Raw genomic sequence first — 13,273 nt, forward strand, 5'->3', positions numbered from 1 at the left:
TGATGGATTTAGATGGAGATTCGTCATGTTCAAGAAAGGGATCAAGCGTTTTGGTTCACGCTGGATCATTATTTGCCGGAAGACCAATTCAGGCAAAAAGTTCGGGATAAGATGGGTTATGTTTTGTTGGTAGATAATGTGGCGGTTGGCTTGCTGAGGTACAACCTTTTCTGGGATGAACACCCATTCTGCTCGATGCTATATGTGGCAGATTCTTATCAGGGGAAAGGATATGGCAAAGCCATAATGGAGTTCTGGGAAAAGGAAATGCAGCCGCGGGGATATAAGATGCTGATGACGTCGACTCAGGTGGATGAAGATGCCCAGCACTTTTACCGTAAGCTGGGGTATCAGGATGCGGGCAGCTTGCTGATCACTATTCCAGAGTATCAGCAGCCGATGGAACTGTTTTTAATCAAAAAGATTAAAGCCAAGTAGCGGAATACTGTTTTTTTTAATAGTGATCTTTAGCGGAATAAATGAAAATCGTATCTTCTTCAACATTGTAGATGATGCGATGTTCGTCACTGATCCGGCGCGACCATTTCCCTGTGAGTTCAAACTTCAGCGGCTCAGGTTTTCCTACTCCGGAAAAAGGGTTTCGTTCAATATCTTTGATCAAGCGATTGATCTTTTTGATATTGGTTTTATTTCCGTATTCATGCCAGTACATATAATCATCCCATGCAGCATCTGACCAAGCTTTATTCATCGGCTTCATCCTCGATCAAATCGTGTGACGTAAACGTTCCTTGTTGAAATTGTCGATCACCTTTTTGGATTTTTTCCATTAAGTAAGAGTTTGAAAGGATTCTCAGTGTTTCTTGCATGTTGTCATAATCACGCTTTGACATGACAACAACGGTTTCATCGACATTTTTACTTGTTACGATCAATGCTTCAGCATCATCGTTGACTTGCTTCATGTAGCTTTTCAAGTTTTGACGAAAAGTTGAGTAAGCGACTGCTTCCATCATTTTGCCCCCTTTCTAATAAGATACGAAAAATTTGGCTATGTAATAGAAAAGTTTTTGTATATTAATTGTACAATATTTTGTACGGAAAATCAAAACATACTTTTCTTCGTTATAAGTTCCCGCTTTCATTTACAAATTGCTATAATGAATGAAAATGGTTTTACGGAGGGAAGAATGAATGAACTTTAAAGGTAGCTTGGTTGCAGTACAAGACATCGAAAAGTCAAAGGAATTTTATCAGACTGTTTTAGGTCTGGAAGTGATGGCAGATTTGGGTGTTCATGTTCAATTGACTGGAGGCATGTTTCTACAGACGGTCGATACATGGGCAGAATTTATTCATAAGAAGGAAGACGAGGTCATTCTTGAGAATAATGCCAGCGAGCTGTATTTTGAAGTCGATGACATGGATGAGTTCATTAAATTGTTAAACAAACGGTCCGATATTGATTATCTCCATCCAGTCGTGGAGCATAGCTGGGGACAGCGGGCGGTGCGCTTCTATGATTTGGACAAGCATATTATTGAGGTGGCTGAGGATATCGTGATGGTAGTCAAACGCTTCATTGACTCTGGTATGACGATTGAGGAAACGGCGGAGCGCACGGGTGTGGAGCCTAAATATATCCAAGACATTTTAGACTAGCTATAATCATTCGAGATATTGCACATTCGTGCAGTATCTTTTTTACTTTGATTTCGTTTGGAATTCTATTGACTGTATTTCTATTCACATGCTATGATGTTTTCGAAAGAAGATATATTTAGTTACGAATGAAAAAAACGGAGGGCGTAATCATGAGTATCCAAACGAAAGAACAAAATGTGCCGTATTTTGGAAAACTAACCAATCGAATGAATCATTTCCGCGAAGCTGTTTTGACGAAAAAGCCATACATCGATGCGGAACGGGCATTACTGGCGACAGAGGCTTATCAGGAGCATAAAGATCAACCGAGTACAGTAAAGCGGGCATTGATGCTGCAAAATATTTTGGAAAAAATGTCGATTTATATTGAAGAGGATACCTTGATCGTAGGGAATCAGGCTTCATCGAATCGCGATGCACCGATCTTTCCGGAATACACAATGGAATTTGTCTTGAATGAATTGGATTTGTTTGAAAAACGTGATGGCGATGTCTTTTACATTACAGAAAAGACCAAAGAAGATCTACGTTCGATCGCGCCATTTTGGGAAAATAATAATTTACGGGCTAAGGGCTGGGCGTTGTTACCGGACGAAGTCAGTGTCTTCATGGAGACAGGATTTTTCGGAATGGAAGGCAAACTGAATTCAGGCGATGCTCATTTGGCAGTTGATTATGGTCAAATGCTGCGGATTGGTTTGAAGGGCTATAAGGAACGGACACTGAAGGAAAAAGCGGCGCTGGATTTGACGATTCCCGAAAGTTTAGATAAGTATCAATTTTACAAAGCAGTTTTGATCGTGATCGACGCGGTGAAAACATTCGCGGAGCGTTTCTCGGCTTTGGCGAAGGAAAAAGCGGAAACAGCCAATCCGCAACGACGCGCCGAGCTATTAGAAATCAGCAGAATCTGCGGCAAGGTTCCATATGAACCAGCGGAAACCTTCCAAGAAGCGATCCAAGCAACGTGGTTCATTCAATTACTTTTACAAATCGAGTCTAACGGACATTCATTATCATACGGTCGTTTCGATCAATATATGTATCCATATTTGAAGGCGGACTTGGAAAAGGGCAACATCACAGAAGACAAAGCGGTAGAGCTATTGACCAATCTTTGGATCAAAACGCTGACGGTCAATAAAGTCCGTAGTCAATCACATACACTAAGCAGTGCCGGTAGTCCACTTTATCAAAATGTTACGATCGGCGGACAAACCCGTGATAAAAAAGACGCGGTCAATGAATTATCTTATTTAGTCTTACGGAGTGTCGCACAAACGAAACTGCCGCAGCCAAATTTGACGGTTCGTTATCATGCTGGGCTGGACAATCGTTTCATGAATGAATGTATCGAAGTGATGAAACTTGGCTTCGGAATGCCAGCCTTTAACAATGATGAGATCATTATTCCATCATTCATGAAGGTTGGTGTGACGGAAGAGGATGCGTATGATTACAGCGCCATCGGCTGTGTGGAAACGGCGGTACCGGGCAAGTGGGGTTATCGTTGTACCGGCATGAGCTACATGAATTTCCCGAAAATCCTGATGATCGCCATGAACGATGGAATCGATCCGGTTTCCGGCAAACGATTTGTCAAAGGCTACGGTCATTTCAAAGATATGAAATCCTATGCTGAGTTACAGGATGCTTGGGATAAAACGGTTCGGGAACTGACGCGAATGAGTGTGATTGTGGAAAATGCCATCGACCTTGGCTTGGAGCGTGAGGTGCCGGACATCTTATGTTCAGCCTTGACCGAAGATTGTATCGGACGCGGGAAAACCTTAAAAGAGGGCGGCGCGGTCTACGATTTCATTTCCGGATTGCAAGTCGGGATCGCTAATATGGCGGATTCTTTAGCTGCAATCAAGCAGCTGGTCTTTGAAGAAGAAAAAGTAACACCAGAAGAATTGTGGGAAGCGTTGATGACTGATTATGGCAGTGAACGCAGTCAAGAAATCCAGCAAATGATTTTAAATGATGTACCGAAATATGGGAACGATGATGATTCTGTCGATCAGCTGATCACTGAAGCGTATGACAGCTATATTGATGAGATCGCCAAATATCCAAACACTCGGTATGGACGTGGACCGATCGGCGGCATTCGCTATTCAGGAACCTCTTCGATTTCAGCGAACGTTGGGCAAGGTCGGGCAACGATGGCGACACCAGATGGCCGAAATGCGTGGGTACCGTTGGCAGAAGGCTGTTCACCATCCCATAATATGGATAAAAACGGTCCGACTGCCGTGTTGAAATCTGTTTCGAAATTAAGTACCGAAGATATTCTGGGCGGGGTCCTGCTGAATCAAAAGGTCAACCCGCAAACCCTAGCCAAAGAAGAGGACAAGCAAAAATTGATCATGCTGCTGCGGGCTTTCTTTAATAAGCTGCACGGTTATCATATTCAATACAATGTCGTTTCAAGAGAAACCTTGATCGATGCACAAGAACATCCGGAAAAACACCGCGATTTGATCGTTCGAGTAGCAGGCTACTCTGCCTTCTTCAATGTATTATCGAAGGCAACACAGGATGATATTATTGAACGGACAGAGCATGTGATTTAAATATACTGATGGACTTGGAGGATTTAATTCTCCAGGTCTTTTTCAGCTTATGATTGATTAAAAATTTGTTTTTCGAATTAAACCATAGCCAGAAAATTTTTTAGTATAATGAGTATTAATGGTGAGAGAAGTTTTGAGATTTTTAGGAGGAATGAGAAATGGTTCGAATCGCAGTTGACATGGATGAGGTCATCGCAGATTTTACAGCGAAACTGTTGAGCGTCTACAACAAAAAATACGGAACAAGCTATACCGAGAATGACTTAGTGGGCAAAAATTTGCGAGATGTTCATCCTGAACATGCGGAATATGTCAGGAATGTGATTCAACAAAGCGATTATTTTGCTGATCTGCCTCTAATGAAGGGTGCCAAGGAAGCGCTAGAGAAGTTATCAGAAAAGCATGAAATATTCATTACCACGGCAGCAATGGATTTCCCAACATCTTTCAATGCAAAATATGCTTGGTTAAGAGAAAATTTTCCGTTCATTTCCGACAGAAATTATGTTTTTTGTGGAGACAAATCAATCATTTCCGCGGATTACTTGATTGACGACCATTTGCGACATTTGAAAAAATTCAAAGGTCAGGGAATTCTATTTACCGCATATCATAATGTCAATGAATCCTATGAAATGAGAATGGATAGCTGGGAAGAAATCTACAACTATTTTGATAGTAAGTACTAATACAAATAAAGCTTGAGAAACGGATTCGTCTTCGCTTCTCAAGCATTTTTTTATAGGGAAGAGTAGAGGTAAGTCAGCCATTCAGAGTCCTTGCGACGATTATCAAATGGAAGATAGCCATTGTATTTATAGATATAATCGATTTTCCAGCCGCCAGTTTTTGTTCGTTTATCGCGAAGCAGCTGCAATAAGTCAGACGCACGCGGATCATCTCCGCAGCATGATCCATCTGCGATGCCGCTTTTCTTGTCTGTTTACAAGTATTATCTCAAAACTGGGAAGAAAAGGAAGTTATTTTCTTACAAATAGTGCAATTTATTCTTAAAAACTGTATGGTAGAGGGAGTAGAAAATAACCTAGAATTAGGAAGGTGCATTGATGAAAAAACATCCATTAGAAGGCCGAATAGCCAAAATTTTATTTAATTCAGGACTGCAGTTTCGCATTGATTTTTTGCCAGAGAATCAATTGCGCTGGACCTCGATCCGTGAAGAAGATGCAGGCGCAACAGCTGTTGAGACGATTCATATCGAAGAATATCCAGGCGGGATTTTTTCAATTGACTGGGTAGAAGAGGATGGTTTGTGTGTCTCTTATACTGTGGATACGGTTAATAATTATGTGAAAAGCTTTATGACCTTTACCGATAAAGCATATCGCGGCGGCCGCAGACCTTTTGTTCATGAAGGGCCATTTCAGCTTATTTTGGAAAATGGCGAACCTGATTTGGAGCCTCTACACAACTAGACCTGTACTATCAAGTCCGATCATTCATCCAGATGATCGGATTTTCAATTACATATGATTATTAGTCTAGCATTTATCAAGCGGCTGCCATCTTCTGATTATGAGCCCGTTCAAACACCTGAGATTTCGTTTACTAATTTCTCTAAAGGGTTAGAGATTTTTATAGTGAGATTTGGCTAGCGGTGAGAGGGAAAGATAGCACAAAATTCTAGTTAGCTTGAACCTATAACATTACAAATGTTCTTAGGTTCCTTTTTGTTTTTGTTTGTTTAATGTTAGATAAAGCAAACTATCTCTAGTACATTTACTAAAAATTTGATACCCTAGGTAAGAAAAGAGGCGATGAAATGTTAAAAACGGATCGATTTCAAGCAATTATGTCATTACTAGAAGTGAGTGGAACGGTGCGCGTCAGTGATATTATGGACAAGCTGTCGGTTTCGGATATGACGGTACGGCGTGATTTAGACGAATTAGAGAAACAAGGGTTATTGGAGCGGGTACACGGCGGTGCGAAATTGAAGGATTTCTATCGTCATGTGGAGCTTTCACATACGGAAAAGCAAATTATGCTGCAGGAGGAAAAACAACGAATCGTAGAAAAAGCTAATGAACTGATCAATGATGGGGATACGCTTTTTCTAGGACCGGGAACGACTATTGAGTTGTTGGCACAGATCATCAGAGCGGATTCGCTGCGGATCGTGACCAATTGTCTGCCAGTGTTTGAGGAATTGAACAAACATAAGGGGAATCGGAAAATCTATCTTTTGGGTGGAGAGCTCAGGGAAACAACACAATGTTTCGTTGGCGAGATCACCAATAAATCCCTGAATGATATGAATTTCCATAAAGCCTTTTTCAGCTGCAATGCTTTAAATGAACAAAAAATCATGACTTCGACCTTTGAAGAAGGGCAGACCCAGCAAATTGCGTTAAACAATTCTGTTGAACGATTCCTGCTGATCGATCATTCCAAGATCGGTAAAAGAGACTTCTCGGTTTATTATAACTTGAGTGAGGTGACCTCAGTCATTACGGATAAAGACGAACAGAAGCATTATGAAAAGATTGAAAAAGAAGACAAATACTTAGTTTAATAATCGATCCGGAAATCTCATAATAGTGGTTCCGGATCTTTTTGTATGTTGTAAAAACCGTCCAAATTTTTTACGAATAAATTTGGACGGTTATTTGTTTTATTTAGCTTCTGCTGCATAAGCGACATGTTTGTTTGCTGCTGCTGGAGCAGCTTTTTCTTCTTTTTCAGCTGCATAAGCGGCATTGCGTTTTTTCATTTGGCGTGCATACCAGATGAAAATCAATAGGTAGGCGCCTAGTGCTAAGGCAGCGTAGATCACGAATTCGATTTGGCCTTGAGAGGCGTTACCAACCAAGTAGCCTAAGAATTTTTCGATCGGGCCTTCCATCGTAGTATGCGAGATCATCGCAGATCCGCTCAATCCTGCTGGGAAGGCGCCAACTGCTTTGGCTGTTTGAGTAACGAAAGGTGCGATCAAGGTACCTGACCATAAGAACAACGGTAATTCAATCGCACCGATGACGATCATACGGATTAGTTTTCCACGAGTCACAACTAGTAAGGCTGGAGTGACTCCCATTGCGATGATTCCGCCAAGCGGCAGCAATTTGTTTCCTGGTAAAATGATTGCTTCTAATAACATGATAGGTGCCAATACGTTAGCAGCTGCCCAGATTTCTGCGCGACCAGCTAGGAAAGGCCAATCCAGACCGATGTTGATGGTGCGTCCTTTTAAACGTTTGTTTGCAAAGTCGGTGATTCCTTGTGATAATGGCTCTACGGCGGCGATGAACCAAGCACCGATCAAAGAGAACAATTCCAAACATACAGCTGCCGTAAATGCTAGTGAGAAAATTTGTGTTGGTGTTTGTCCTGCTAATAATCCAACAAAAATCCCCAAATAAATCCCAATCGCGAATTTTGACCCCCAAAAGCCGATTTTGCTGTTTAATTTCGCAGCGTCGAAATCGTATTTGTCTAACCAGGGGAAGACTTTATCAAAAATTTTGTCAAAGACCATGATGATTGGATTCATCATATAGTTCATATGCGTCGTTGTCATTGGGTTGCTGTCAGGCGCATTTAACAAATCATTAAAGGTTGGCTTCATTAAGTCAGAGTTCCAGATTTTCAGTACACCAATGAAGATAACCAGTGCAGAAGCAACGAATAGGTTTGCACCACAGAAGATCGCGAATAGACCGACGATCGCTAAGTGCCAAATGTCAAAAATATCGACATCTAAGGTGTTGGTTTTCTTCATTGCCAACATGATGATATTGACGATCACCATAATTAATAGGAAATAAAGCGTGTAGGGAGAGCCCCAAGTAATGGTTGCTAAAGGAGCCCAGCCTACATCTGTGATATTTAAAGAAATCCCGGTACGTTCAACAAAAGCAGTCATAGCGTCTGAGAATGCAGTGGTTAAAATTCCAATAATAGCTCCGATCCCAGTCAAGGCGATCCCAAGTTTGATCCCACCTTCTAAGGCGCGTGATGGTTTGACTTTAAAGAATAAGGCAATAACAGTTAACACGATAGTCATCAGCGGTGCCGCCCCTAAATCAATTAGGGGGGTAAATACTTTATTGGCAATATCAATAATTGTACTCATATGCTTTTCCTTTCCTGGTGCCTATTTATTGATTGATTGGATAGCGCTTTCCATACTTTGGTAAACAGGTTCTGCCATGGCAGGAATACGATAAAGAATAGCGCCCGCATCGACCACAGGGATATTCACGTTGAAGCCTAAGTCGGTATTGGCGATTTGAGCGAAAATGTCATAATGGGACAGCATTTCCTCATTGATATCTTTAATCATCACGGCATCACAGGTTACTTGATAGCCGCGATTACTCAATTCTGTTTCCAAAGCACTTTTGATTTGATGACTTGAATTTACTCCTGCTCCACATGCTGCTAAAATTTTAATCATTGTATTTCTCTCCTTAAATTGTTTTTTATTTTACATCCTGCAATTATGCAGAAACTTCCATAGTAAAGTATTCCTCTAAAAACTGATAGATTGCTTCTGTATCTTCTAGTTTGAAAAACGAACATAGTATTTCATTATCGACTGAATTAATGAAATCCATGATATCCGCTAACATGCCCGCTTGTGCTTCACCGTTTTCATTTAAGATCATGAAAAGAAAACGGACGGAGAGTTGATCGCTTGGTGAGATCATATTATGAAAGGTAATCTCATTTTTTAACTTAATCGGAATAATCCGCGTTGTCCGAACATACTCGCTTTCCGTATGAGGGATCGCAATGTCAGGTAGTATCTCAGAAACAGGTGTGAGATCCAAACCGGTCGGATAATTACGCTCACGTTCTAAAAGACTCTCCAAAAAATCCTCAGTGACTAATTGTTTGTTTAGCAGGTCTAAATAAACTTCCTCAAAAACTTCTTCTTGTGTGTCCTTACTAGAAACATAGGTTGTCTCTTCGAAAAAAAGTTTTTTCAAACAGAACAGCTCCTTTCTAAGTTTGTTTGTGTTTGTTTACAAGTTGAGTATAATCGCTTACATTTACTTTGTCAACATAAATCGAAAATTATCAAACATTTACTGTTGATAAATGTTTGATAATGTTTTATTATAGGTGTGTGGAGGGACAACCTATGCTGAAAACTGAGCGTCAACAATCAATTTTGGCCATGTGTGACCGTTATGGGACGATCACCGTGAAGTTTATTCAAGAGGTTTTAGATGTTTCTGATATGACCATTCGCCGCGATTTGGAAGAGCTTGCACAAAAGAATAAACTTTTGCGCGTTCACGGTGGCGCACAGAAAATGAACAATTCGGAGTCATCGAGAACTTCTACTTCTATAGAAGGAAGCGAACTTTCCCATAAAGAAAAGAAAAAGCTGCACACGAAAGAAAAAGAATACATCGCTAAAAATGCAGCCGCATACATTACGAAGGAAGACGATACCATCTTTCTTGGTTCCGGGACAACGATTGAGCTGATGACGCAATATATCGAGCCTTCTTCATTAAGGATAGTGACGAACAGTCTGCCCGTTTTTAACCTATTAAGTGAAACAAAACAATTTGAACTCTATTTGATCGGCGGATTGTATCGTGAAAAGACCGGTGCTTTTGTAGGTTCGATCGCCAATGAGGCAGTTCAAAAAATCGGCATCAAGAAGGCTTTTGTCGGAGCAAACGGTTTAAAGGGCACTGAGGTCTCGAATTTCAGTATGGAAGAGGGAACCTTGCAGAAGATCGTGTTAGACAACGCAGCCGAAAAATGTTTGGTTTCCGATGCCAACAAGTTTGATCGCAGTGATTTTTATACATTCTATGATCTGCGTAAAATCGATGCATTATTTACGGATTCTACTCTTTCAGCTGAACTGAAGAGTTATTATCAGCAATACACTAGAATTATTCAGTAATTAATTAGGAGGATGCAAAAATGCGTGTAGTAATTGGTTCAGACAGTGATGGTATGAGATTAAAGGAACTGATCAAGGAAGATTTGATCAATAAAGGATTTACAGTTGTAGATAAAAGTGAAACAGCTTCAGAGGATTTTGTGGAATCAACCTTGGCGATCGCTAATGATTTGAATGAAAATGAAGGCAGCTTGGGGATCGCCGTGGATGGCTACGGTGCTGGCAGCTTTATCACAGCAGTGAAGGTTAAAGGAATGGTAGCGGCAGAAGTTTCCGATGAACGCAGTGCCTATATGACCCGCGAACACAACAATTCCCGCATGATTACACTTGGCTCAGAGATCGTTGGCGATGAGTTGGCTTTGAACATCGTTCGTGAATTTTTACAAGCGAAATACGATGGCGGTCGTCATCAGATTCGTGTCGATATGCTAAATAAAATGGCTTAATTGGAAAGGATGAATAAAATGAAAATCGCAATCGGCTGTGACCACATCGTCACAGATACCAAAATGGCAGTATCAGATTTTTTGAAATCAAAAGGACATGAAGTGTTGGACATGGGAACCTATGACTTTACTAGAACCCATTATCCCATTTATGGAAAAAAGGTCGGTGAAGCAGTAACTAGCGGTGAAGCAGACTTAGGTGTTTGTTTATGTGGAACTGGTGTTGGGATTAATAACGCCGTAAATAAAGTTCCTGGTATCCGCAGTGCCTTAGTGCGAGATATGACGACGGCAATCTATGCCAAAGAACAATTGAATGCCAATGTGATCGGCTTTGGTGCTCGCATCACAGGAGAATTCTTGATCTGTGATATTTTAGACGCCTTCATCAAGGCTGACTATCAAGAAACAGAGGAAAACAAGAAATTGATTGCAAAAATCGATCATGTTGAAAAAGCCAGTGCAGATCAGTCCGATCCTCATTTCTTTGATGAGTTTATCGAAAAATGGGACCGCGGCGAATACCACGATTAAGAGGGCCGGCCGATGATTCTAACAATTACTATGAATCCCTCGATCGATATTTCCTATCCATTAGAAGTATTTGAACTGGACACGGTCAATCGAGTGAAAAATGTCCGCAAGACTGCTGGCGGCAAAGGCTTGAATGTTACTCGGATCTTGAAACAGCTAGATGCTGAAGTAATCGCCAGCGGCTTAATCGGCGGATTCTTAGGCGAAGAGATCAAAAAGGACTTGGATCAAAATAAGATCCCTCATGATTTTCTGCCCATCAGCGGCGAGACCCGCAATTGCATCGCTGTTTTACATGAAGGGCAGCAGACCGAAATTTTGGAAAGTGGACCAGTGATCTCAGAAACAGAAGCGGCGGCTTTTCTAAAGCATTTTGCAAAATTAGCAGCAAAAGCCGATATCATTTCCTTTTCAGGTAGTTTGCCGGAAGGATTGCCTAGTGATTACTATAGTCAAATGCTGCAAGCCTGCCAACCCAAACCAGTTGTCTTAGATTGTTCCGGCGCAGCCTTAGCAGAGGTCCTGAAAGGCAAAGTTAAACCTAAGCTGATCAAACCAAACACGGAAGAGTTAGCCGAATTGTTAGGCCGGACAGTTTCAACAGATGTCGAAGAACTGAAAACTGCGTTATCCGATCCGATGTTTGAAGGGATTGAGTGGATCGTTGTTTCGATGGGCGGTAATGGCGCTTTTGCTAAGCATTTCGATAAGTTTTATCGAGTAAGGATTCCGAAGATCGAGGTAGTTAATCCCGTTGGCTCAGGCGATGCGACGGTGGCAGGACTAACTGCTGCTATTGAAGTCGGATTCTCAGACGAAGCTATTCTAAAACGAGGGAATGTTCTAGGAATGTTAAACGCTCAAGAAGAAACAACAGGGCACGCTAATTTAGCAAATTATCAAATATTATTCGATCAAGTCAAAGTAGAGGAAGTAGGATGACAGTTCCGCTTTTAGCAGTGTTCGTAGCAGATGGTGTACCGGAATAAATTCTTAGCTACAAAAAGAGAATAATCTTAGCGGAATGATTACTTTAATACGAAATAGGAGGAATTGGAAATGAAAGAAGAAAAGCGTCAATTTATCAAACAACTATGTAACGAAGATGGAGTGATCGGGGCACTTGCTATTGATCAACGAGGCGCATTGAAGAAAATGATCACGAAATTCAAAGGTAGCGAAGCTGAAGAATCTGAAATCGTCGCTTTTAAGGAAATCGTTTCTTCTCAATTAACGAAGTACGCCTCATCAATTTTATTGGACCCAGAATATGGCTTGCCAGCGGCAGATGTCAGGGCTAAAAATGCCGGCCTATTGTTAGCCTATGAAAAAACTGGCTATGATGCTTCAACGCCTGGCCGTTTGCCTGATTTATTATCAATTTGGTCAGTTAAACGTTTGAAGGAGGCTGGCGCCGATGCCTGCAAGTTCCTTTTATATTATGATGTTGACGAAGCAGAAGAAATCAACAATCAAAAACATACCTTCATCGAACGGATTGGCTCTGAATGTCAGGCAGAAAATCTACCATTCTTTCTAGAATTAGTTTCCTATGATGCCAATATCTCCGATGCCACTTCAAAAGAATATGCTAGTGTAAAACCGCATAAGGTCATCGAAATGATGAAGGAATTTTCTGATACTCGCTACGGTGTTGATGTGTTGAAGGTTGAAGTGCCCGTTAACATGAACTACGTGGAAGAGTATGCAGCCGGCGAAGTCGTGTACACGAAAGCCGAAGCAGCCAACTTCTTCAAGGAACAAGCAAAAGCGACGAACTTGCCATTCATTTTTTTGAGTGCGGGTGTTAAAGCAGAGCTGTTCCAAGAAACCTTACGTTTTGCTAAAAATGCTGGTTCAACCTTCAATGGCGTACTATGTGGACGGGCAACGTGGGCTGACGGAGTGGAAAGCTATATCGTTGACGGCAAGGACGCCGCGATTGAATGGATGAATACGCAAGGACGTAAAAATATCGAAGAATTAAATGTGGTGTTAAAAGAAACAGCGACACCAGTGGAAGTATTAGCGACTTCTCTATCGTAAAAAAGCCAATTTAACGGACTGTGAGCAGAAAAAGTTCACAGTCCTTTTTTTGATGAAATATGAGGAATAGTTCTTCAATAATAGAAAGAAAGCTGAATTGTATGATATTAGTAGACTCAGCAACGGGAATACCGGTCGAATCATAG

At 41.2% G+C, this 13,273-nt stretch carries 16 protein-coding genes; 11 read left to right on the forward strand and 5 right to left on the reverse strand.

Annotated features, from left to right (window positions below; all coding sequences use genetic code 11):
- Window positions 1-12: 12 nt before the first annotated feature.
- Complete coding sequence (locus AC4J95_RS11615) at window positions 13-438, forward strand: GNAT family N-acetyltransferase (protein ID WP_494550016.1); 426 nt, start codon at window positions 13-15, stop codon at window positions 436-438.
- 16 nt (window positions 439-454) lie between these two features.
- Here the strand turns inward: AC4J95_RS11615 and AC4J95_RS11620 are convergent, their stop codons facing one another.
- Both AC4J95_RS11620 and AC4J95_RS11625 read right to left on the reverse strand, forming a co-directional pair.
- Entirely contained in the window at window positions 455-712 is a 258-nt protein-coding gene (locus AC4J95_RS11620; protein WP_494550017.1) for a Txe/YoeB family addiction module toxin, read from the reverse strand.
- Entirely contained in the window at window positions 705-974 is a 270-nt protein-coding gene (locus AC4J95_RS11625; protein WP_316401559.1) for a type II toxin-antitoxin system Phd/YefM family antitoxin, read from the reverse strand. Before AC4J95_RS11625 ends, AC4J95_RS11620 begins: the two co-directional genes overlap by 8 nt.
- A gap of 181 nt (window positions 975-1,155) precedes the next feature.
- Between AC4J95_RS11625 and AC4J95_RS11630 the strand changes: the two genes are divergently transcribed.
- The 5 genes from AC4J95_RS11630 to AC4J95_RS11650 all read left to right on the forward strand — a co-directional run bounded on the left by AC4J95_RS11630 (window position 1,156) and on the right by AC4J95_RS11650 (window position 6,741).
- Entirely contained in the window at window positions 1,156-1,623 is a 468-nt protein-coding gene (locus AC4J95_RS11630; RefSeq protein ID WP_494550018.1) for a VOC family protein, read from the forward strand.
- A gap of 152 nt (window positions 1,624-1,775) precedes the next feature.
- The gene (locus AC4J95_RS11635) at window positions 1,776-4,205 is read left to right on the forward strand and encodes a glycyl radical protein (protein ID WP_494550019.1); all 2,430 of its coding nucleotides are present in this window, start codon (window positions 1,776-1,778) and stop codon (window positions 4,203-4,205) included.
- 158 nt (window positions 4,206-4,363) lie between these two features.
- Window positions 4,364-4,894: a 5' nucleotidase, NT5C type gene (locus tag AC4J95_RS11640; protein ID WP_494550020.1), complete on the forward strand. Its 531-nt coding sequence runs from the start codon at window positions 4,364-4,366 to the stop codon at window positions 4,892-4,894.
- Between the two features lie 378 nt (window positions 4,895-5,272).
- On the forward strand, window positions 5,273-5,641 hold the full coding sequence (locus AC4J95_RS11645) for a MoaF-related domain-containing protein (RefSeq protein WP_494550021.1): 369 nt from the start codon (window positions 5,273-5,275) through the stop codon (window positions 5,639-5,641).
- Between the two features lie 347 nt (window positions 5,642-5,988).
- Window positions 5,989-6,741 carry a DeoR/GlpR family DNA-binding transcription regulator gene (locus AC4J95_RS11650; protein ID WP_494550022.1) on the forward strand — a complete coding sequence of 251 codons (753 nt, stop codon included), beginning with the start codon at window positions 5,989-5,991 and terminating at the stop codon, window positions 6,739-6,741.
- A gap of 99 nt (window positions 6,742-6,840) precedes the next feature.
- On the opposite strand, the gene AC4J95_RS11655 is transcribed toward AC4J95_RS11650, so the two are convergent.
- The 3 genes from AC4J95_RS11655 to AC4J95_RS11665 are packed head-to-tail and all read right to left on the reverse strand — an operon-like array spanning window position 6,841 to window position 9,160.
- On the reverse strand, window positions 6,841-8,301 hold the full coding sequence (locus AC4J95_RS11655; protein WP_494550023.1) for a PTS galactitol transporter subunit IIC: 1,461 nt from the start codon (window positions 8,299-8,301) through the stop codon (window positions 6,841-6,843).
- A gap of 21 nt (window positions 8,302-8,322) precedes the next feature.
- Window positions 8,323-8,625, reverse strand: coding sequence for a PTS sugar transporter subunit IIB (locus AC4J95_RS11660; RefSeq protein ID WP_494550024.1), 303 nt, complete (start codon window positions 8,623-8,625; stop codon window positions 8,323-8,325).
- Between the two features lie 43 nt (window positions 8,626-8,668).
- Window positions 8,669-9,160: a PTS sugar transporter subunit IIA gene (locus AC4J95_RS11665; RefSeq protein WP_494550025.1), complete on the reverse strand. Its 492-nt coding sequence runs from the start codon at window positions 9,158-9,160 to the stop codon at window positions 8,669-8,671.
- Between the two features lie 155 nt (window positions 9,161-9,315).
- Here AC4J95_RS11665 and AC4J95_RS11670 point away from each other — a divergent pair, with 155 nt between their 5' ends.
- The 5 genes from AC4J95_RS11670 to lacD all read left to right on the forward strand — a co-directional run bounded on the left by AC4J95_RS11670 (window position 9,316) and on the right by lacD (window position 13,127).
- The gene (locus AC4J95_RS11670) at window positions 9,316-10,098 is read left to right on the forward strand and encodes a DeoR/GlpR family DNA-binding transcription regulator (protein WP_494550026.1); all 783 of its coding nucleotides are present in this window, start codon (window positions 9,316-9,318) and stop codon (window positions 10,096-10,098) included.
- 20 nt (window positions 10,099-10,118) lie between these two features.
- Complete coding sequence (gene lacA, locus AC4J95_RS11675) at window positions 10,119-10,547, forward strand: galactose-6-phosphate isomerase subunit LacA (protein WP_494550027.1); 429 nt, start codon at window positions 10,119-10,121, stop codon at window positions 10,545-10,547.
- Between the two features lie 18 nt (window positions 10,548-10,565).
- Window positions 10,566-11,081 (forward strand): galactose-6-phosphate isomerase subunit LacB, encoded by a 516-nt coding sequence (lacB, locus tag AC4J95_RS11680; protein WP_316401368.1) that lies wholly within the window; start codon window positions 10,566-10,568, stop codon window positions 11,079-11,081.
- A gap of 12 nt (window positions 11,082-11,093) precedes the next feature.
- Complete coding sequence (gene lacC, locus AC4J95_RS11685; protein WP_494550028.1) at window positions 11,094-12,023, forward strand: tagatose-6-phosphate kinase; 930 nt, start codon at window positions 11,094-11,096, stop codon at window positions 12,021-12,023.
- Between the two features lie 117 nt (window positions 12,024-12,140).
- Complete coding sequence (gene lacD / locus AC4J95_RS11690) at window positions 12,141-13,127, forward strand: tagatose-bisphosphate aldolase (protein WP_494550029.1); 987 nt, start codon at window positions 12,141-12,143, stop codon at window positions 13,125-13,127.
- Window positions 13,128-13,273: the final 146 nt, after the last annotated feature.

The organism is Enterococcus sp. GPZ-007 (assembly GCF_059374735.1).

What these genes read in the sequence shown, in the direction of transcription:
- AC4J95_RS11615 (WP_494550016.1), top strand. Translation starts at nt 13, where the DNA reads ATGGAGATTCGTCATGTTCAAGAAAGGGATCAAGCGTTTTGGTTCACG.
- AC4J95_RS11625 (WP_316401559.1), bottom strand. Translation starts at nt 974, where the DNA reads ATGGAAGCAGTCGCTTACTCAACTTTTCGTCAAAACTTGAAAAGCTAC.
- lacA (WP_494550027.1), top strand. Translation starts at nt 10,119, where the DNA reads ATGCGTGTAGTAATTGGTTCAGACAGTGATGGTATGAGATTAAAGGAA.
- lacB (WP_316401368.1), top strand. Translation starts at nt 10,566, where the DNA reads ATGAAAATCGCAATCGGCTGTGACCACATCGTCACAGATACCAAAATG.
- AC4J95_RS11630 (WP_494550018.1), top strand. Translation starts at nt 1,156, where the DNA reads ATGAACTTTAAAGGTAGCTTGGTTGCAGTACAAGACATCGAAAAGTCA.
- AC4J95_RS11640 (WP_494550020.1), top strand. Translation starts at nt 4,364, where the DNA reads ATGGTTCGAATCGCAGTTGACATGGATGAGGTCATCGCAGATTTTACA.
- AC4J95_RS11635 (WP_494550019.1), top strand. Translation starts at nt 1,776, where the DNA reads ATGAGTATCCAAACGAAAGAACAAAATGTGCCGTATTTTGGAAAACTA.
- AC4J95_RS11655 (WP_494550023.1), bottom strand. Translation starts at nt 8,301, where the DNA reads ATGAGTACAATTATTGATATTGCCAATAAAGTATTTACCCCCCTAATT.
- AC4J95_RS11670 (WP_494550026.1), top strand. Translation starts at nt 9,316, where the DNA reads ATGCTGAAAACTGAGCGTCAACAATCAATTTTGGCCATGTGTGACCGT.
- lacD (WP_494550029.1), top strand. Translation starts at nt 12,141, where the DNA reads ATGAAAGAAGAAAAGCGTCAATTTATCAAACAACTATGTAACGAAGAT.
- lacC (WP_494550028.1), top strand. Translation starts at nt 11,094, where the DNA reads ATGATTCTAACAATTACTATGAATCCCTCGATCGATATTTCCTATCCA.
- AC4J95_RS11645 (WP_494550021.1), top strand. Translation starts at nt 5,273, where the DNA reads ATGAAAAAACATCCATTAGAAGGCCGAATAGCCAAAATTTTATTTAAT.
- AC4J95_RS11620 (WP_494550017.1), bottom strand. Translation starts at nt 712, where the DNA reads ATGAATAAAGCTTGGTCAGATGCTGCATGGGATGATTATATGTACTGG.
- AC4J95_RS11650 (WP_494550022.1), top strand. Translation starts at nt 5,989, where the DNA reads ATGTTAAAAACGGATCGATTTCAAGCAATTATGTCATTACTAGAAGTG.
- AC4J95_RS11660 (WP_494550024.1), bottom strand. Translation starts at nt 8,625, where the DNA reads ATGATTAAAATTTTAGCAGCATGTGGAGCAGGAGTAAATTCAAGTCAT.